This window comes from Tissierella simiarum (assembly GCF_018917865.1).
In the GTDB taxonomy this organism is placed as follows: Bacteria; Bacillota; Clostridia; order Tissierellales; family Tissierellaceae; genus Tissierella_C; species Tissierella_C simiarum.
This window is the reverse complement of record NZ_JAHLPM010000001.1, coordinates 475190-494699: the sequence shown is the minus strand read 5'-3', so window position 1 is coordinate 494699 and position 19510 is coordinate 475190. Positions and strand designations below refer to the sequence as shown.

The window sequence follows — 19510 nt, the reverse complement described above, 5'->3', positions numbered from 1 at the left end:
TTATTGATACAATTTTTTGCATGAGGACTTCATCCTTTCTGGGAGGTATTTGTTTTCGGCAAAAACATTGTACCATACAGAGGTTGGAGTCCTCAATTTTCATTTAAGTTTACAAAACGGTATAGAAAAATAGGAGGGGGATTATGAAAAAAGAATTGGATAATAACGAAATTATTACGTGTGAAAGGGAGAAAGAAGATAAGACATATAATATTAGCATTATAGTGTTTTGGGGAGCTATATGGGGTATTATAGAGGCTACAGTAGGGTATGTATTACATATCTTATCCTTTAGAGTGCCAACAGGGTCTATTTTATTCCCTATAGGATATTATTTTATGCAAAAATCTTATAGAGAAACCAAAGACTTAAATTCAATATTTTATACTTCAGTTATTGCAGCTTCAATTAAACTAATAAATTTATTTATACCAATGACTCCTGTAATTAAGGTAATTAATCCTTCAGCTTGTATTTTGCTGGAAGGTTTAGCAGTAGCTCTGATATTTAAATTCTCTGAATATAAAGAAGGACCAATAAAATATATCTACGCCCTTATAATGAGTTTATCTTGGAGGGTAGGATACTATATAATGTGTTTTGCTGCTTTTATTCCTTTAGGTTTAATGAAAAGTTCCTCTATAATAGATAGAAGTAAATTTATAGAGTTTTTCCTTATCAATGGGCTCATAAACAGTTTAATTATATATTTCTATGCTAAAATTACAGCAAACAATAATAAAGAAATAAAGATAAAATATAATCCTATATTCTCTACATCCTTGTTAATCATTGCACTTTTCATTCAATGGTTAATCTAAAATAGGATTAGAATAAACTAAAGATGAAGATAGAAGGAATAGTTCTGGCTGCTGGATTGTCAACTAGAGTTGGTGAAAATAAGCTAGTATTGGATGTAGATGGGAAAACTGTAATTGAAAGGTGCATTCTAGGAATGTATGATATATGTTCTAAAATAATAGTAGTAGGTGGACATAGAATAGAAGATATAGAGGATATATTGAGCAATTATTCTAAAGTAGAGTTAATTTATAATCTTGATTATTTAGATGGAATGTTTAGTTCGGTGAAAAAAGGATTAACCCATATTAAAGAAGAAAGATTTTTCTTAATTCCTGGCGATTATGCTGTTGTTAATAAGAAAACGTATCAAGATATGCTAAAAGTAGACAATGATATAGTTATTCCAATATATGAAGGGAGAAAAGGTCATCCATTATTAATGAAAAGTTATTTAATAGAGGAATTATTAAAAGATATTTCTTGTGAAACTTTAAGAGACTTTACAGGTAAAAAAAGTTTTACTTCTATAAATATAGAAGATCCTGGAATATTAATGGACATAGATACTATGGAAGATTATAGAGAAACTCTTTTATATTTTAAAAAAAAGAAAAAGGATATTTTAAAATGACTAAGGAATCATTTTAAAATATCCTTTTTTATTATAATATTAATTATCGAATTTATTTAAGTTACTCATATATGATTGAGTAACTTTGTATATATAAGATTATAAAGCAATATATAAATTCTAAGTTTAATATGGGACAGGGTAAATATTTCCGAACAGAATTGGGGGAATTTAAGATGAATAATAAGCTATTAGCTCAAGTATCTTCTACAGCCTTTGATATTTCAAAAGGAGTTTATATGGCTGGCTATGCAGATAGAAAAGAGAGAAGTTTGGGAACTCATGACAATCTACATACCAAAGCTCTTACAATTTCAAATGGAGACAAAACTGCTATTTTTATTACCAATGATTTATTAGGAGTAGATAAAGATATAGTAGAGAAAGTTGTATCAGGTATAAGAAATAGCATTAATATTCCTGAAAAAAATATATTTATATGTGCAACTCATACTCATTCAGGACCAGATATAATCCTATGGGATGTAGGAAAGCAAAAATCTCAAGATAATTTAAATAAAAAAGTAAAAGAAGAAGTAATAAATAGAGTCATAGAGAATGCTGTAAATTCCACAAAAAACTTAGAATCAGTAAAAATAAAGTTTGGAAAGTCGAAATCATCAGAGGTTGCATCTAATAGAATAGATAAAGAGCTGCCGTTGGATGATTCAATGGATATTATTTATATAGAAAAAGAGAATCTTATTCCCTTGGCAATAGTAGTAAATTATGCTTGTCATCCAACAATTTTAGGAGCCGACAATCTATACATATCTGCAGATTATCCAGGAGTTTTACAAAGACTAATAGAGGAACACTATAATAATAAAACACAAGCTATGTTTATAAATGGAGCTTGTGGCAATCAAAGTACAAGATTCACAAGAAAATCCCAAGATTTCATGGAAGTAGAAAGAATGGGGAGAATCTTATTTGAAAAAGTATTAGAAGGAATATTGAATTTAGAAGAAGAAAAGGACTTTTCTGTTGAATCAGTCAAAGAATATTTTTCATTTCCTAAAAAAGCATTACCTACCTGTGAAGAAGCAATATCTCAGTATAATAAAGCTAAAAAAGAAAAAGAAAAGGTGTTAAACAACTCCAAATCTACCCAGCAAGAAATAAGAATAGCCATAACTAAATACCAAGGAGCAGTAATAAACTTAGATTTAATAAATACATTGGATACTTTAGATTTTAATCTACCAATTCAAGTTCTTAAAATAGGAAAGATCATATTGGTTGGACTTCCCATAGAACTATTTAATGAATATGGTCAAATAATAAAGAAAAAATCTAAATATAAAAATACTCTAATAGTTGGGTACACCAATGGAATGTTAGGATATGTCTATACACCAGAGTCTTATGATAAGGGTGACTATGAAGCTTGGTCTTCGCCTTTTCATAAGACAACTGGGGATTTTATAGTGGAAAATGTACTGGATCTTATAGGTAAACTTTAAAAATAAAGAAGAATAGGAGGGATCATATGTACAATATACTAATAGTATCGCATGGAGATATAGCAAAGGGATACTTAAATACGACTGAGATGATTATGGGAGAAGTTGAAAATGTTATGGCAATTGGTATCCAGCCTGGGGAAGGTACGGAAGATTATGGAGATAAGGTATTTAAAGTTGCCAATGAGTTATATACAAAAGATGGACTTTTAATATTGACAGATTTATATGGTGGAACCCCTTGCAATATATGCATATCAAGAATTTTACCATATTTTGCGAAGGTTCAAATAATAGCAGGATTTAATTTACCAATATTATTAGAAGCTTTAGGAAGTAGAAATAATTCTTTAGAAGAATCTATCAATACTTTGTTAGATATAGGGAATATGGGCATAGTTGATGTAAATACCATAGTAAAAAATAAAAGAATTGATGATGAAGATGAATGATTACTGAAATCAATAAAATTCACATACAAATTTCAGCACTATCCAGTAATAAAATTTAGAAAGGAGGATAGTGAAAAAGATTCTTTAATTGAAGGAGGGTGTAATGTATATGCAAATCACTTTTATTCAAACCTTATTACTTACTATTTATGCTTTTGTTGCTATCTATGATGCATTAGAAACGGATATAGGTTTAAGTAAACCTATACAAGCAGGATTTTTTACAGGACTTGTAATGGGTGATGTTACACTAGGTTTAGCTGTAGGTGCTACTTTACAGCTAATGATTCTGGGAGTAAGTACTTATGGTGGTGCATCGATCCCTGATTTTATGACTGGTTCTATAATTGGAACGGCTTTTGGAGTTATTTCAGGTAAAGGAATAGAATTTGCCATAGGTCTTGCTGTACCAATAGGATTATTGTTAGTACAACTTGATGTTTTAGCAAGATTCACCAATACATTTTTCCAACATAGAGCTGATAAATATGCAGATGAAGGCAATTTTAAGAAGGTTGAAACAATGAATATTTTAGGAATTATACCATGGGGTTTATCCCGTGCAATACCAGTGTTTATAGCTTTGTTATTTGGTCATGAAATAGTTGATAGCCTTGTAAAAGTATTTCCAGCTTGGTTAATGAGTGGATTATCTGTTGCCGGTAGAGTTCTTCCTGCACTAGGAATCGCTATATTATTAAGATACCTACCAGTAAAGAAATATTCTGCCTACTTATTAATAGGTTTTGTTTTGGCTGCCTATTTGAAAATACCAATGGTTGGAGTTGCAATAATAGGTTTGGCACTAGGGCTATTAGTATATCAAAGAAGCCAAAGAGAAGCACAAAATGCTTTTGCAGGAGGTGTTAATGAAGATGAGTAATAAGAATATGGATACTGGAAAGATAACTAAAAGGGATTTAAAAAAGGTATATCGTAGATGGCTACTAGGAGGACAAATTGGATGGAACTATGAGAGGATGCAAGGATTATGCTATTGCTTCTCTATGATGCCTGTACTAAGAAAACTTTATACCAAGGAAGAAGATTTGAAAAAGGCAGTAAAACAACATCTTCAATTTTTTAACACTGAACCAGATATGGCTCATTTGATTTTAGGTGCCAATGTTGCTATAGAAGAAAGTCAAGGACTAGAAGCAGTGGAAACTGTTACAGCTATTAAAACTGGGCTTATGGGACCATTTGCAGGAATAGGAGATACTATATTTGGAGTTATTGCAGGTACTGTATTTGGATCTATTGCAGCCTATATGGCGTTAAACGGAAATTCTCTTGGAATTTGGATATGGTTGGCTTGGAACATAGCTAGATGGTTTATTAGATGGGAATTTACTAAGTTAGGATATGCACAAGGCTTAAAACTTGTTGCTGCAATGGAAGGAAAATTAAAAAGTATGACGGAGGCAGCAAGTATACTTGGATTAACTGTTGTAGGAGCATTGATTCCTACTGTAGTGCGACCTACAGTACCAGCAGTGTTTCAATCGAGAGAAGTAACTATGGAAGTACAAGGAATATTGGATCAAATAATGCCAGCTCTAATTCCTGTAGCCTTAGTAGCTTTTGTATATTGGTTATTAGGACGGAAGAAGATGAATTCCACAAAAGCAATATGGATTCTTTTGGCTCTATCCATTATTTTAGGAGCATTTGGAATATTAGGTTAGAATAAAAAATCAAAGGGAGTATTATTTTTAATACTCCCTTTAATAAAAAGTGTTTGAAAGGAGGTTTAATCTTGGGCATAGTACACGTGAGAATAGATGATAGACTTATTCATGGGCAAGTAGCAGCTTTTTGGTGTAATTCATTAAAAATAGATAGGATAATGGTTGCAAATGATAAAGTTGCTAGTGATGATATGCAAAAAAGTGTTCTAAGATTAGTTGCTCCACCAGGTATAAGAACATCTATTATCTCAAAGGAAACAGCCGCAGCCAATATTAAGGCAGGAAAGTATGAGACACAAAGAGTATTTCTAATTTTGAAAAATCCTAAGGATGCCTATGAACTAATTAACTTAGGAGTAGATTTAAAAACTATAAATGTAGGAAATATGGCTCATAGAGAGGGAGCAATTCAAATAAAAACCAATATAAAAGTAACCAAAGAGGACATCGAATATTTTCTAAAGTTAAAAGAAATGGGAGTGGAATTAACAGCTAAAATGATTCCAGACGACCCTGAAACTGATTTTATGGATTATTTAAAAAAAGCATTAGATTAGTGATATACTTTAGAAAGGAGAAGGTTTTATGGGTTACGAGTTATATTTTAATGTTATTGAAGAAATGATTAGAGATGTTAAGGAAACACAAGAAAATAGTATAAAGAAAGCAGGAGAAATTATAGCAGATTCAATAATGGCTGGTGGCATAATTCAAGCATTCGGTAGCGGACACTCTTATGCTGGTGCTATAGAAATAGCAGGTAGAGCTGGCGGACTGATTCCAGCTAAAGTTTTAGAAGAGCCTTCAAGAGGCAGGTATGAAGTAGTTGAAGGTGTGGGAACAAAATTTATGGAACAGGCGGACATAAGGGACAATGACTGTTTTGTTCTAATATCAAATTCTGGCAGAAACCCATTAATAGTTGAGATTGCTGATATAGTAAAGCAGAAAGGAAACAAGATAATAGCAGTTACTTCTTTGGATATATCAAGGACTATGACGTCAAGACATTCTTCTGGAAAAAAACTATACGATTTTGCTGACGTAGTACTTGATAATAGAGGTGTAGAAGGGGATGCGGCAGTTAGTTTATCTGGTATGCCTAATAGGATATGTGGAACTTCTTCAATTACAGCAGCTATATTACTAAATGCTTCTGTATTAGAAGCTGTCGAAATAATGTTAAGTAAAGGGTATACACCGCCTGTATACATGAGTGAAAATGTGGATGGTGGTCCAGATTATAATAAGAGATTGGTAGAAGAATACGCAGATAGATTGTATAGAAGATAATATATGCTGTACCTAGTATTAGGGAGGTATTTATTTTGAGTAAATATATTATTAGGGGAAATAAGATATTTACACCAGATTCAATTATGAGTGGCGGTATTATAGTCAATGAAAAAACAATAGAGAAAATAATCCAAGAAGACGATATAAATAAATATAGAGAACTACCTGTCATAGAGCTTAAGGATTCTATGATAATTCCTGGTCTTATAGATATTCATATTCATGGTTCAGGAGGATGGAGTACCAGTGTAGCTAATAAAAATCATATAGAAGGTCTATGTAAATATCTTCCTTCTGTAGGAGTTACATCATATCAGCCAACATTAGGAGGAGAAGAAACAGATGAAATAGGAAAGATTCTAGAAACAATAGGAGCTGTTATTGAAGATGACTATGAAGGAGCAAGGATTTTAGGAATCCACATGGAAGGACCATTCTTAAATCCAAAAAAGAAAGGAGCTTTCATAGTAGAAAATTTAAAAGAACCTTCTATTGAATTAATGGAGTCTTTTATAGAAAAGAGTAAGAATAACATAAGTCATGTAACTATTGCACCTGAACTAAAACATAGTCATAATCTTATTAAGTTGTTGGTTGAAAAGAATATATTAGTTTCTGGAGGACATACAAATGCTACAATAGAGGAGACAAAAGAAGCAATAGATCAAGGAATATCTTTATCAAATCATACTTGTAATGCACAAAGTTCCATTCATCATAGAGAACCTGGTGCTTTAGGAGGTTATTTACTAGATGATAGAGTGTATTGTGAACTAATATGTGACTTATTCCATGTTCATCCAGATATGATAAAAATAATTATTAAAATGAAATCTACAGATAAAATTTGTATGATATCAGATGCTATTATAGGGTCTGGGCTAAAGCCTGGTAAATATGAGTTTTCAGAAAGAGTTATAATTATTGATGATGAAGGATGGAGCAGGTTATCAGATGGAACTATTGCAGGAAGTACAAAGAATCTTTTATTTGGGTTTAAAAACATGGTTACAAACTTAGGACTACCAATAGAAGAAGTAGTCAAAATGTCTTCATATATTCCAGCTAAGTTAGCAAGAATAGAAGATAAAAAAGGATCTATTGAAGAAGGAAAAGATGCGGATATAGTTATTTTAGATAAGGATTTTAATGTTCTCATGACTTTTGTTGAAGGAAAACTTTGCTTTGCTTCGACAAAAGAAGAAGTTTTTCTGAACGAGGATATATAAATATAGGCTGATGATATCTTAGTTTCTATAAAAGAAATAGGATATCATAGCCTATTATCACTTTTTATTTTAATAAAGGAGGAGAAAATACTCGTGAAAAAACTTGATATTGGTTTAATAGGATATGGATACATAGGAAAAATACATAATATTGCATATAAAACTATACCGATAATATTTCCACAATACGGAGATGCCTATAATTTATCATCTCTTATAAGTACTAAAACTCAAAATCTAGAAAATACAGGTTTTAATACACTTGTATCTTCTATATATGACTTAAAAAATGAGAACCTAGATATAGTCGATATCTGCACACCTAATTTTTTACATTTAGAGCAATCTAGTTTTTTCATTAGAAAGAACTCAAATATATACTGTGAAAAGCCTATGGCAGTAAACTTAAAAGAAAGTTTGCAAATTTTGAATTTAGTTAAGGAAAAGGAAATTATTACGCAATTAGCTTTGGTATATAGGTTTATGCCTGCTATAAGTAAAGCTAAAGCAATGATAGAAAACAACTGTATAGGAGAAATAATCAATTTTAGAAGCCAATTATTTCACAGCAGTTATTTAGATCCCAATAGAGCTATTACTTGGCGATTAAAGAAGGAAATGTCCGGAGGAGGAGCTATATCGGATTTAGGTATACATCTACTAGATATATTAGTATTCTTATTAGGTTATGAAAACATAGACAAGCTTAGAGCTGAAGCCAATACTATTATTAAGGAAAGACCAGCAGAAAACGGAGAAGGAATGGAAAAAGTAGATGTTGACGATTGGGGGCTAATAATCTTATACTTGAAAAATGGTGCTGCAGGAACTATAGAAGTATCAAAAGTATCTCATAACCCTTATGACACTTTTGAAATGGAGATATACGGTACTAATGGATATATTAAAATATCTGATAAAAGTCCATATGAACCTATTTACAGTCTATATAACTTAAAGGATTCAAAAGATACATTAGAAATAATTAAAACTGATAATTATGTAAATTATTTAAACAGCATATATCCAAATCCAAAGATGTCTATGGGACCTATGGTTGATATGCATATAGCCAGTATATTAAATATGATAATAAATGTATCAAACAATAAAGTCCTCAACAAGGAAACACCTACCTTTGAAGAAGGGATAAAATCACAAAAATTAGTAGAATTAGCTTATTTATCTGTTAAAGAAAAAATAAAAAGTTGAATTTTCTTTTCTTCATCCTAGTATTAGATTTTTAGCAAAATAGAAAGATGAGAAAATGACTATGAAAATTTTTTATGAGAAATTTAGAAATGTAATTTAATATGCAATTATTACCATAAAGAAATATGGTTAAATTGAAATAAATAATACTATAAAAACTCTTCCAACTGGTTATTGGCCATAGGAAGAGTTTTTAAAAATTTTCATTTTGTCAATATTATAAATTAAGATATATTAAATAGGAAATAAAAAATGTTGGATAACTTGTTCTAAAGTGATATAATGCTTATTAAAAAATAAAAAGTGAAATAAGATTTGGAGGAATCTTTATGTCATGTATATCAGATATGGGTAAATTATTAAGAAAATCAGAAAAGCAGTTATCTATAGCCTCTACAGAAGATAAAAACTTAGCTTTAAAAAAGGTAATAGAAAGTATAGAAAATAATAGGAAAAATATTCTTGAAAGCAATGAGGCAGACATAGCTATTGCAAAGGAAAATAATATGAAGCCAAGTCTAATAGATAGATTAAAACTGGATGATGAAAAAATAGATTCCATAATAGAAAGTATTCATACTGTAATAAAATTGCAAGATCCTATTTGGAAAAGTGATAAGGTTTGGACTTTGGAAAATGGATTAACTATTTCTAAAATGAATGTTCCTTTAGGAGTAATAGGTATAGTTTATGAATCGCGACCAAATGTAACGGTAGATGCTTTTACACTGGCTTTAAAAAGTGGAAATTGCATAATGTTAAGAGGAAGTTCTACTGCCATAAATTCTAATAAAGCTTTAGTAAAAGCTATAAAAGAAGGACTAGCTAACAGTCCAATATCAGAAGATGTAGTTCAATTTATCGAAGACCCTAATCGAGACCATGTTCTTGAAATGCTAAGAGCTAATGAATATATTGACTTGATAATTCCTAGAGGAGGAAAAGATTTAATAAGTTTTGTTGTAAAAAATGCTACAGTACCAACTATAGAAACGGGAGTTGGAAATTGTCATATTTTTATAGATGAAAGTGGAGACTTAAATAAAGCTTTAGACATAGTAATTAATGCTAAAACCCAAAGACCTGGGGTATGTAACGCTTGTGAAACCCTTTTAGTCCATAAAAATATTGCAGAGAATTTCTTACCACTTCTTTATGATAAAATTAAAGATATAGTAGAAATCAGAGGTTGTTCTAAAACTAGGTCAATAATATCGATGAAAGAGGCGGTAGAAAGTGATTGGCAAGAAGAGTATCTAGATTATATCTTAGCTATAAAAGTTGTTGAAGATTTAAATGAAGCTATAGACCATATAGGAAAATATGGATCAAAACATTCAGAATCTATAATTACAGAGAATCTAAGCAACTCAAGAATGTTTTTAAGGAAAGTTGATGCAGCAGCAGTATATGTTAATTCATCTACCAGATTTACTGATGGAGGAGAATTTGGATTTGGGGCAGAAATGGGTATAAGTACTCAAAAAATACATGCTAGAGGGCCAATTGGCTTGGAACAGTTGGTAAGTAATAAATATTTAATTATAGGAAATGGACAAATAAGAAGGTAGGATGGGCATAATGGACAATAATTCAATAAAGGATAGCAATAAAATAGTGATAAAAATAGGAAGTAGTACTATAACTAGTGAGGATGGAACAATAAATAAAGAATTTTTAGATAATCTAGCTAAACAGGTGAAAACTTTAATGGATATGGGAAAGAGGGTAATTATAGTTTCTTCGGGAGCTAGAATTTCTGGAGTAGGAACTTTAGGAAAATGGTCAAGGAAAGAGGATATACATTATAAGCAGGCATTGTGTGCCATAGGACAAGTAGAACTAATGGATTCTTACAGGAAAACCTTCAATAATTACGATCTTCATGTTGCACAAATATTATTAACAAGACAGGATTTTGAAGATAAAGCTAGAACCTTAAACATTAGAAATACTTTATTTACATTGATTGATGAAGGTGTTGTACCAGTAATAAATGAAAATGATACTGTATGTGTAGACGAAATAAAAATAGGGGATAATGATGTTTTGGCAGCTTATACAACTGTATTATGGAATGCGGATTTACTCTTTATCCTTAGTGATATTGATGGAATATATGATAAGAGTCCTAAAGAGAATAAGGATGCTACTTTAATAAAATGGGTGAACAATATTGAAGAGCTGGAGAAAAATATATCTATAGGAAAAACTAGCTCCTTTGGTACTGGTGGAATACAAACTAAAATAAAAGCAGCAAAAATTGTTAATGGCTATGGAATACCGTTGATAATATCCAATGGGAAAAAAGAAAATATAATTGAAAAATTAAATGGAGAGTCTGAATCAGGAACCACTTTTTATGAAGATAATAGACATTAAAGAAAAATGGGCAGAAGAATAGCAGCGTCAACATTCTAGCGTTGCTGCAATAAAAGAAAGATGAAAATATAATTAAGCTTAAATAATTTAAAAAAGCTTTTCTAATTGGCAATAACCAATTAGAAAAGCTTTTTTAGGATTCTTCATTATTCCAATATTCTAAGTTGTTTAACTTAGGATTAGAGCTCGCTTTGAAAACAGGGTTTTTTCCTTCTTTTCTCTGTCTTGTATAATCTTTCAGTGCTTCATAGGCTATAGGGCTTAATCTAGCAATTACAATTAAATTTATTACAGCCATAAGTCCCATAAATAAATCAGCCATATCCCAAACGGTTGAGAGTTTAGCCATTGATCCTAGCATAACCATACATAAAGCAAAAATCCTATAAATAAAAAGAGCTGATTTACTTGATTTTATAAACTCAAGATTTGTTTCACCATAGTAGTAATTACCTATAATAGAGCTAAAGGCAAATAGAAAAATACAAACAGCAACAAAGGAATTTCCCCAAGAACCAACTTGATAAGATACAGCAGCTTGTGTTAGCTGTATTCCTGTTAAATCTCCTGGATTATTGTAAACTCCAGATAAAAGTATTATAAAAGCTGTAGCACTGCATATTAGAATGGTATCAGTGAAAACTCCAAGGGTTTGGATTAAACCTTGTTTTACTGGATGACTTGTATCTGCAGCAGCTGCTGCATTTGGTACACTTCCCATACCAGCTTCATTAGAAAAGAGTCCTCTTTTAATACCTTGTATCATAACTAAACTTAATGATCCCCCAACAGCTTGTTTTATACCAAAAGCATTTGTAAATATGATTTTTATCATTCCTGGTATCAAGGTTATATTTTTAATCATTATAAATATACTAAGTGATACATATATTAAAGCCATAATAGGAACAATTACTGAAGATGCATTAGCAATTCTTTGTACGCCGCCAAAAATAATATAACCAGAAAGAACTACTAAAATAACTCCTGTTATTGCTGTATTAAACCCAAAAGCCTGCTCAAAAGCACTTGCTATAGTATTCGATTGTACAGAATTAAAAACAAGACCAAATGTAATTGTTATTAGTATGGAAAAAATTATTCCTAACCACCGTTTACCTAAAGCTTTTTCAATATAATATGCTGGTCCACCTCTAAAAGTATCTCCATCTTTTACCTTGTATATTTGTCCCAAAGTACTTTCTATAAAACTTGAGCTACTTCCAATCAATGCAATAAGCCACATCCAAAATACAGCACCAGGACCACCGATTGCAATAGCTAAAGCAACTCCCGCCAAATTTCCTGTACCTATTCTTGATGCAGCACTAATACAAAATGCCTGAAAAGAAGACACTCCCTGTTTATTATCTTTGGTATTTGTTTGTTCCCCTAATAGTTTAAACATCTCTCTAAAGTATCTAAATTGAACAAAGTTAGTCTTAATAGAAAAATAAATCCCTAGTAAAATTAACATTCCGATTAATATATAAGACCATAGAAAATCGTTTATAGATCCTACTAAATTGTTTAATAAATTTGACAAAAAAATCCCTCCTTCTTGCAATTATTACAATAATCTAACTATTAAGATTATAGTTTAAGATATTATCTAAAGTCAATATATTTTTTTAACCATAATTTCTATAATTTATATAAAGAGTATAACGGCAAAGTAAAAATAACTTTGCCGTTACATATTTGTTTAACTAGCTTATACATGTAATGCTTAGGGTAGCGCCTGAACCTGATTGAAGAGTTGCTACAGCAAGTGTTCCAAATAATTCAAGTTTAATAACTGAACCAGCAGATAAGTTTATCATGAAATCTGAATTAAAGCTTGTTAGTGCTGTTTCAATTGGGCTGATTACAGAAGGAGCGAATGGAGAATTATTTATTGAAATTCTAGAACCTACTAGTAGTCCCGTTGTTAAATGAATATTATAAGAAATATAATATAAACCAGCTGTATTTACGGTAAATTCTGTATTACTTTCATTTGCCACAATATCTGGTGATAAAATTTGAGAATTAGGAAGTGGAATAGTAGTACCACCAAATACTACCGAAATAGCCGATCCTGTTGTATTTGCTGCAAAACCATGAGTTTCAGTTGGAGAAGGACCAGTAGGACCAGTAGGACCGGTAGGGCCTTGAATACCTTGAGGACCTTGAGGGCCAGTAGCGCCTGTTGCACCAGTAACACCTCTAGGACCCTGAGGACCAGTAGGACCAGCAGGACCTGTAGGGCCAGTAGGACAAGTTACACATTTTGAGACTATAGGTTTACAATATGGTACAGTAACCCAGCAAAATTTTTCATGATTTTTTCTACAATGACAAGAAGAATTTCTCATATGATAGCTATTTGAATAGAGATAATAGTTATATTCATTATTCATGTATTAAACACCTCGCCTTTACTTTTAAGTCAATGTTTTAAGATATACTAATATTAAACAATCTATTGGAAAATGGATTTTTTAAAGTTCTCTTAACTAAAAAACTAGTTTTAAGAATGAGTGAAATTATAATGATATATTTGATACTTCTTTTTCAGTATATAATATGAGAATATATATTTTTTGTCCCTACAAATTGTCAACTCAAGTAAACATTTCTAAATGATTTTAATGTCGAGGTTGATAAAAAATGAGCAGACGTAGATTTAAATCTAATAGATAATAAAAAAGAATTTGGTATTTTTTTAAATATAAATATAATTTTATAGGATTTTTATATAAGAAAAGTAGAGGATAAAATATTGTCTTATTATCATTTAACTTTTTATATGCTTATAAATTGTCTATATTGGCGATAATTCTAAGAAGCTTAGATTAGGAGAGATGAGAGATTGAAAACTAATGAATTTATTGATGGAACTCAATTAAGTTTAGAAGAGTGGTTATGTCTACTTAATGATAATAAAGATAAGGTTTTTCCTAATAATTATTTTCCAACAGAAGATATGTTAGAAGAATATTTAAGTACTATAGATAAACGAAGTGATGAAGAAGTAAAAAATATAATCAGACATTTTCTTACCTATTCAGATTTTTTAGATTTGGATAGAGAATATCAATTAGAAGGTATTACTTGGATACTTAATTTATTGCCATATTATCCTATTAGAGCTATGGAAGCATTAAAATCTTATTTTATAGTACATATGGGTTCTATTTCTCAAACATTCATATATGGTATTGAAGAAACTATGATTTTAATTTGTGCTAAATTTATGGAACATAAAGAGGACATACAAGAAATACGAGACCTTAATTGCAATAAATTGGCATGGCTCGTTGCAGAAATTTATACACAAATGGGATATTATACGGAGATAATTTCAGAAACTTCTGATGGGGGAGTAGACATTATTGCTATGAGAGCTGAAGGCGGTAAGAGAGAGAAACTGTTAATACGCTGTAAAGGCAATGAATGTAATATAACATCAAGACATATAAGAGAAACCATAGAGGAATTCCAACTGAACGAAGAGACTAAAGTAGTTTTCATAACATCTTCTAATTTTTCAAATGAAACAAAAGAGTTGCCTAAGGAATATGGATATCTAGAATTATTAGATATAGAAGATTTAACTAAACTTCTTAATTTACATTTAGGTAATTATTGGACTCATAAATTAGAAAACATCTTTTTCTATAGAGAGTTAGAAGAAGATAATAAAATCCTTTCTGCTTGGTAATAACCAATTAGAAAGGATTTTTAATTTATAAATTTGAAAAATAGGAAATTATAAATGTTTATTTCTTACTATAGTTTTATTTTCTAATTTAAAAGTTCTAAAAGACTAAAAAATAAAATTATTAACATAATAGGTGTAATTATTTTAAATTTCATACGAATAATAAGTAGAGGATGAGGAGGAAAACTAATGATCTCAGATAACGACCTTTATAAACAGTTCTTAAGTGGTAATATCTTATCATTTGAAGAACTGGTTCTAAGGCATAAGGACAATCTAATCTATTTCTTGCAAAGATATGTAAATGATCTATATATTGCTGAGGACATTGCTCAGGATGCATTTGTATATATTTATGTATACAAAGATAAATTTAATTTTAAATTTAATATAAAAACTTTTATTTATACAATAGCAAAAAATAAAGCAATTGATTACATTAGAAAAAATAGTAAGACAGTATCTATTGAAGGTTATGAAGATCTAGAATTGCAAGAAAATGAGCTAGAAAAAAAGATAATCCAAAATGAAGAGAAAAGAATTGTTAATGAGGCAATTAAAAGGCTGAAAAAAGATTATCAAGCAGCATTATTTTTAATTGATTTTCAGGAGTTTTCCTACTCTGAAGCTGCAAAAATTTTAGGAAAAAGTCTACCTCAATTTAGAATCCTCATATTTCGTGCAAGAAAATCATTAAAATCACTATTAGAAAAGGAAGGATACGTGTATGAAAAGTGATAGGGAATTTATTGATGGAATTTATAATAAAGCTAAAAAGATTGATATAATACAAAAACATAAAAATAATATGATAATTAATTATTATTTTAAACCCGCAATGGTAGTAGCATTGATTTTAATAGTTTCACCACTTATTATATTTTCATCATTTAATAAATCAACAGAAATTCCTAAGGGATATACTAATAAAACCCCAATTGCTAGGGGATTCAGTATTAGTTCTGATTTAGATAGTATGATCCAGCAATCTGACCTTATAGTAAGGGGCAAAATTACTGATATTTTTAAAAGTGAATATGAAGATAATGATTTGCTTTTTACAAAAATAGAAATAAAGCAGATTGAAACTTTTAAAGGTCAAGATAATAAAGATCATATAATCTTAAAAATTAGAGGTGGCTTTGATAAAAAATCTAAAACTTATGTGGAATATGAAGCTAACTTTAAAGAAAAGGAGGATACTCTTTTATTTTTAAAGAAAATTGACAATAGCACATATGAACTTACCTTTTCGACTTTTTCAAAATACACATACCTTTCTAAATCTAATGGAGATAGGGTGTATATCTCACCTGATGGTGAGGAACTTTTTATCAGTAAGTTAAAACAAAAAATTAAATAAGGGGAAATGAAAATTGAAGAATAAAATTTCTTTATTTAAATCAGTTATTCTAATGTTTGCAATAGTGCTTTTAACAGGATGTACAAGCCCGGGAAGCAATTCTAATCCAAACTCAAAACCAGTTGAAAGTGGAAAACTTAAAGAAGTGCATGAAGCAGTAAAAGCAGCATATGGTGAGAATTATATTCCTTCCATGCCTTTTGATGATATACAAATAGAAGAAAAGTTTGGTATTAAAAAAGATATAGTTAAAGAAATTATTGCTGAAGGTCCAATGATGAGTACTAACGTCGACGTATTTATAGGTGTTGAAGCAGTTGAAGGACAAGCAGATGAAATTGAAAAAGCTCTTCAAACATATAAAAAGGAGTTAGAAGAAGACACATTGCAATATCCAATGAATATTCCAAAGATTAAATCATCCGTTGTACTAAAGGTTGATAATTATGTTTTCTTTTTACAACTTGGAGAAATAAATACAGATGGCAAAGATGAAGCTGAACAATTAGCTTTTGCTGAAGCAGAAGTTAAAAAAGCAGTTGATGCAGTTTATGAAATTTTAGGTAAATAAGAATTGATATTTTTCCACTTATAAGCTTTGGCTTAATAGGTGGAAAAATATTTTTGGAAGGAGGGAGGTAAGATCTATGGTATTTAGCAGTTTGCTTTTTTTATTTATATTTTTTCCTATAATTTTATTGACCTATTACATTGCACCTATTAAATATAGAAACTTAATTCTTTTTATATTTAGTATTTTCTTTTATGCATGGGGTGAGCCAGTATATGTTTTGTTGATGATATTTTCTACTCTTGTTGACTTTACACATGGTATGTTAGTGGAAAAATTGAAGGAGTCTGGTGAAATCAAAAAAGCAAAACTTGTGTTATTATCTGCTATGGTCATTAATCTTGGGTTACTTGGATTTTTTAAGTATTCTGATTTTTTAATAGGTAATATTAATTTACTTTTAGGGCTTAATATTCCTCTCCTTAACCTTGCACTACCTATTGGTATATCATTTTATACATTTCAAACCATGTCGTATACAATTGATATCTATAGGGGTGAGGCTAAGGCGCAAAAGAATATAATCTCATTTGGGACTTATGTTGCATTGTTTCCTCAGCTAATAGCTGGACCTATTGTCCAATATAAGACAATAGCTGATCAGTTAGTTAATAGAAAGGAAAGTATTAAACAATTTTCTTATGGAATACGCCGATTTATAATTGGACTTGGTAAAAAAGTATTATTAGCTAATAATATTGGATTATTATGGAGTCAGATTTCTGATATGAAGGCAGCAAACCTATCTGTCGTAACTGCATGGATTGGAATAATGGCCTTTGCATTTCAAATCTATTTTGACTTCTCGGGGTATTCCGATATGGCTATAGGACTTGGAAATATGTTTGGATTTGATTTTTTAGAAAACTTTAATTATCCTTATATGTCAAAAAGCATTACTGAATTCTGGAGACGCTGGCATATATCATTGGGTACATGGTTTAAGGAATATGTCTATATTCCTCTAGGTGGTAATAGAAAGGGGTTTATAAAGCAAATACGAAACATACTTATAGTTTGGCTATTGACTGGTATATGGCATGGTGCCAGTTGGAATTTTGTTTTATGGGGACTTTACTTTGGTATTATTTTAATTATTGAAAAGTTATTTGTTTTAAAGTATTTAAAAAGAATTCCTAATATTTTTTCTCATATATATACTATTTTATTAGCATTGTTTAGCTGGGTAATTTTTGCTTTTGATAATACTGTACAGATAGCTGACTATTTAAAATCCATGTTTGGACTAACAAAATCAGGTTTTATAGATGGACAAGGCATATATTTTCTATATACAAATTTAATTCTAATTATAATATTAGCAGCAGCAAGTACGGATATACCAAAAAGGATTGGTAATTGGCTAATGTTAAGGTTAGAAAATCAACAAATAGTATTATCTATAGTAAGAAACTTTATCCTTATAGGAATATTTATTCTTTCGGTAGCATATCTAGTTGACTCAAGTTATAATCCATTTTTATATTTTAGATTTTAACTATAATAGAATAAATTTTAGGGAGTAGGCAAACATGAAAACATCATTAAGTGATAAAATTACAGTAATTAGCTTCGTTCTAATAATCTTTATATTGTCAATTACAAATTTAATTTCTCCTAATATTTCTTTTTCAGAAAATGAAAACCGATATCTTGCCAAAAAACCCAACTTGGAGTGGGAAACTATTGTTTCAGGAGAATACTCAAAGAATTTTGAGGAATATATAATAGATCATTTTATACATCGTGATAAATGGGTAGGATTAAAATCCTTATCTGAAATTGCAATGCTCAAAAAGGAAAACAATTCTGTGTTTTTTGCTAAAGATGGATATTTAATTGAAAAACACTTAGATAAAGATATTGACAAGGAACATCTTGAGCGTAATATTCAAAGATTAATTGAGTTTACAAATAAGAACTCCAATATGAATCTTTCAATTATGCTTATACCAACTGCAAGTAATATTTTAAAAGATAAATTACCTTCTTTTGCTCAAATATATGATCAAGATAAATTAATAGATACTGTTAAAAATAGACTTGAATCAGGTATATTCGTTGATGTAAGAGATATTTTTAAACAAAATAAGGATAACTATATTTATTATAAGACAGATCATCATTATACAACAAAAGGTGCTTTTCTAGCCTATCAAGAATGGTGTAAGGCTATGGGAGCAAATGGATTGAAAGAGAAGGATTTTAATATAAATCCAGTGAGTAAAAACTTTTTTGGAACACTATATTCAAAATCCAATCTTTATACTACAAAACCTGATACAATTTACACTTATATCCCAAAAGAGAAAATAAGCTATGAAGTTGATTATAATATGGGAGAAAAAATAACTGATACTCTTTATGAAACAAGCTATTTAGATAAGAAGGATAAATATTCCATGTTCTTAAACGGAAACAATCCTCTTGTAAAAATAAAAAGTTCAAATAAAAACGGTAAAAACTTACTAGTGATTAAGGATTCATTTGCACACAGTTTTGTACCTTTCGTAGCAAATGATTTTGAAAATGTTCATATGATTGATTTAAGATATTTTAATATGAGTATGGAAAAATATATAGAAGAAAATAATATTACAGATGTATTAGTGCTTTATAACACTATAAACTTTGCAACTGATCCGAATATGTCAGGTTTAATTAAATAGGCAATTAAAATATCTCAATTTGCCTATTTAATGTCTTT

General features: G+C 29.9%; 20 protein-coding genes. 18 read left to right on the top strand and 2 right to left on the bottom strand.

The genetic code is table 11. From position 1 onward, the window contains the following. Nucleotides 1-143 precede the first annotated feature (143 nt). The 12 genes from KQI42_RS02465 to proB all read left to right on the top strand — a co-directional run bounded on the left by KQI42_RS02465 (nt 144) and on the right by proB (nt 11163). Nucleotides 144-821, top strand: coding sequence for a hypothetical protein (locus KQI42_RS02465; RefSeq protein WP_216516356.1), 678 nt, complete (start codon nt 144-146; stop codon nt 819-821). A gap of 23 nt (nt 822-844) precedes the next feature. Next, the gene (locus tag KQI42_RS02460; protein WP_216516354.1) at nt 845-1435 is read left to right on the top strand and encodes a nucleotidyltransferase family protein; all 591 of its coding nucleotides are present in this window, start codon (nt 845-847) and stop codon (nt 1433-1435) included. 176 nt (nt 1436-1611) lie between these two features. Then, a complete protein-coding gene (locus tag KQI42_RS02455) occupies nt 1612-2901 on the top strand; it encodes a neutral/alkaline non-lysosomal ceramidase N-terminal domain-containing protein (RefSeq protein WP_216516352.1) in 1290 nt (429 codons plus the stop codon). Between the two features lie 26 nt (nt 2902-2927). Continuing rightward, the gene (locus KQI42_RS02450; RefSeq protein WP_216516350.1) at nt 2928-3353 is read left to right on the top strand and encodes a PTS sugar transporter subunit IIA; all 426 of its coding nucleotides are present in this window, start codon (nt 2928-2930) and stop codon (nt 3351-3353) included. 103 nt (nt 3354-3456) lie between these two features. Continuing rightward, a complete protein-coding gene (locus KQI42_RS02445) occupies nt 3457-4236 on the top strand; it encodes a PTS mannose/fructose/sorbose/N-acetylgalactosamine transporter subunit IIC (RefSeq protein ID WP_216516348.1) in 780 nt (259 codons plus the stop codon). Then, nucleotides 4229-5041, top strand: a complete 813-nt coding sequence (locus KQI42_RS02440) for a PTS system mannose/fructose/sorbose family transporter subunit IID (RefSeq protein ID WP_216516346.1) — start codon at nt 4229-4231, stop codon at nt 5039-5041. Before KQI42_RS02445 ends, KQI42_RS02440 begins: the two co-directional genes overlap by 8 nt. A gap of 71 nt (nt 5042-5112) precedes the next feature. Further along, entirely contained in the window at nt 5113-5601 is a 489-nt protein-coding gene (locus tag KQI42_RS02435; RefSeq protein WP_216516344.1) for a PTS sugar transporter subunit IIB, read from the top strand. A gap of 28 nt (nt 5602-5629) precedes the next feature. After that, nucleotides 5630-6337 (top strand): SIS domain-containing protein, encoded by a 708-nt coding sequence (locus tag KQI42_RS02430; RefSeq protein WP_216516342.1) that lies wholly within the window; start codon nt 5630-5632, stop codon nt 6335-6337. A gap of 35 nt (nt 6338-6372) precedes the next feature. Then, entirely contained in the window at nt 6373-7569 is a 1197-nt protein-coding gene (gene nagA, locus KQI42_RS02425) for an N-acetylglucosamine-6-phosphate deacetylase (protein ID WP_216516340.1), read from the top strand. Between the two features lie 93 nt (nt 7570-7662). Next, nucleotides 7663-8781 (top strand): Gfo/Idh/MocA family protein, encoded by a 1119-nt coding sequence (locus KQI42_RS21610; RefSeq protein WP_216516338.1) that lies wholly within the window; start codon nt 7663-7665, stop codon nt 8779-8781. Nucleotides 8782-9110: 329 nt separating this feature from the next. After that, nucleotides 9111-10352 (top strand): glutamate-5-semialdehyde dehydrogenase, encoded by a 1242-nt coding sequence (locus KQI42_RS02415; protein WP_216516336.1) that lies wholly within the window; start codon nt 9111-9113, stop codon nt 10350-10352. Between the two features lie 10 nt (nt 10353-10362). Continuing rightward, nucleotides 10363-11163, top strand: coding sequence for a glutamate 5-kinase (proB, locus tag KQI42_RS02410; protein WP_216516334.1), 801 nt, complete (start codon nt 10363-10365; stop codon nt 11161-11163). 133 nt (nt 11164-11296) lie between these two features. Here the strand turns inward: proB and KQI42_RS02405 are convergent, their stop codons facing one another. Both KQI42_RS02405 and KQI42_RS21190 read right to left on the bottom strand, forming a co-directional pair. Further along, nucleotides 11297-12709, bottom strand: a complete 1413-nt coding sequence (locus KQI42_RS02405) for an alanine/glycine:cation symporter family protein (protein WP_246566000.1) — start codon at nt 12707-12709, stop codon at nt 11297-11299. Between the two features lie 163 nt (nt 12710-12872). After that, nucleotides 12873-13565 carry a BclA C-terminal domain-containing protein gene (locus KQI42_RS21190; RefSeq protein ID WP_216516332.1) on the bottom strand — a complete coding sequence of 231 codons (693 nt, stop codon included), beginning with the start codon at nt 13563-13565 and terminating at the stop codon, nt 12873-12875. A 452-nt stretch (nt 13566-14017) separates the two neighbouring features. On the opposite strand from KQI42_RS21190, the gene KQI42_RS02395 reads away from it, so the two are divergent. From KQI42_RS02395 to KQI42_RS02370, 6 genes are all read left to right on the top strand, one after another. Further along, nucleotides 14018-14869 (top strand): restriction endonuclease, encoded by an 852-nt coding sequence (locus tag KQI42_RS02395; protein ID WP_216516330.1) that lies wholly within the window; start codon nt 14018-14020, stop codon nt 14867-14869. A 189-nt stretch (nt 14870-15058) separates the two neighbouring features. Then, nucleotides 15059-15607: an RNA polymerase sigma factor gene (locus KQI42_RS02390; RefSeq protein ID WP_216516328.1), complete on the top strand. Its 549-nt coding sequence runs from the start codon at nt 15059-15061 to the stop codon at nt 15605-15607. Beyond that, on the top strand, nt 15597-16232 hold the full coding sequence (locus KQI42_RS02385; RefSeq protein ID WP_216516326.1) for a hypothetical protein: 636 nt from the start codon (nt 15597-15599) through the stop codon (nt 16230-16232). The genes KQI42_RS02390 and KQI42_RS02385 overlap by 11 nt, the downstream gene beginning before the upstream one ends. 13 nt (nt 16233-16245) lie before the next feature. Continuing rightward, entirely contained in the window at nt 16246-16803 is a 558-nt protein-coding gene (locus KQI42_RS02380) for a DUF4358 domain-containing protein (protein WP_216516324.1), read from the top strand. A 76-nt stretch (nt 16804-16879) separates the two neighbouring features. Next, a complete protein-coding gene (locus KQI42_RS02375; protein WP_216516322.1) occupies nt 16880-18301 on the top strand; it encodes an MBOAT family O-acyltransferase in 1422 nt (473 codons plus the stop codon). A gap of 34 nt (nt 18302-18335) precedes the next feature. Further along, nucleotides 18336-19472, top strand: a complete 1137-nt coding sequence (locus tag KQI42_RS02370) for a DHHW family protein (RefSeq protein ID WP_216516320.1) — start codon at nt 18336-18338, stop codon at nt 19470-19472. The last annotated feature ends 38 nt before the right edge of the window (nt 19473-19510 follow it).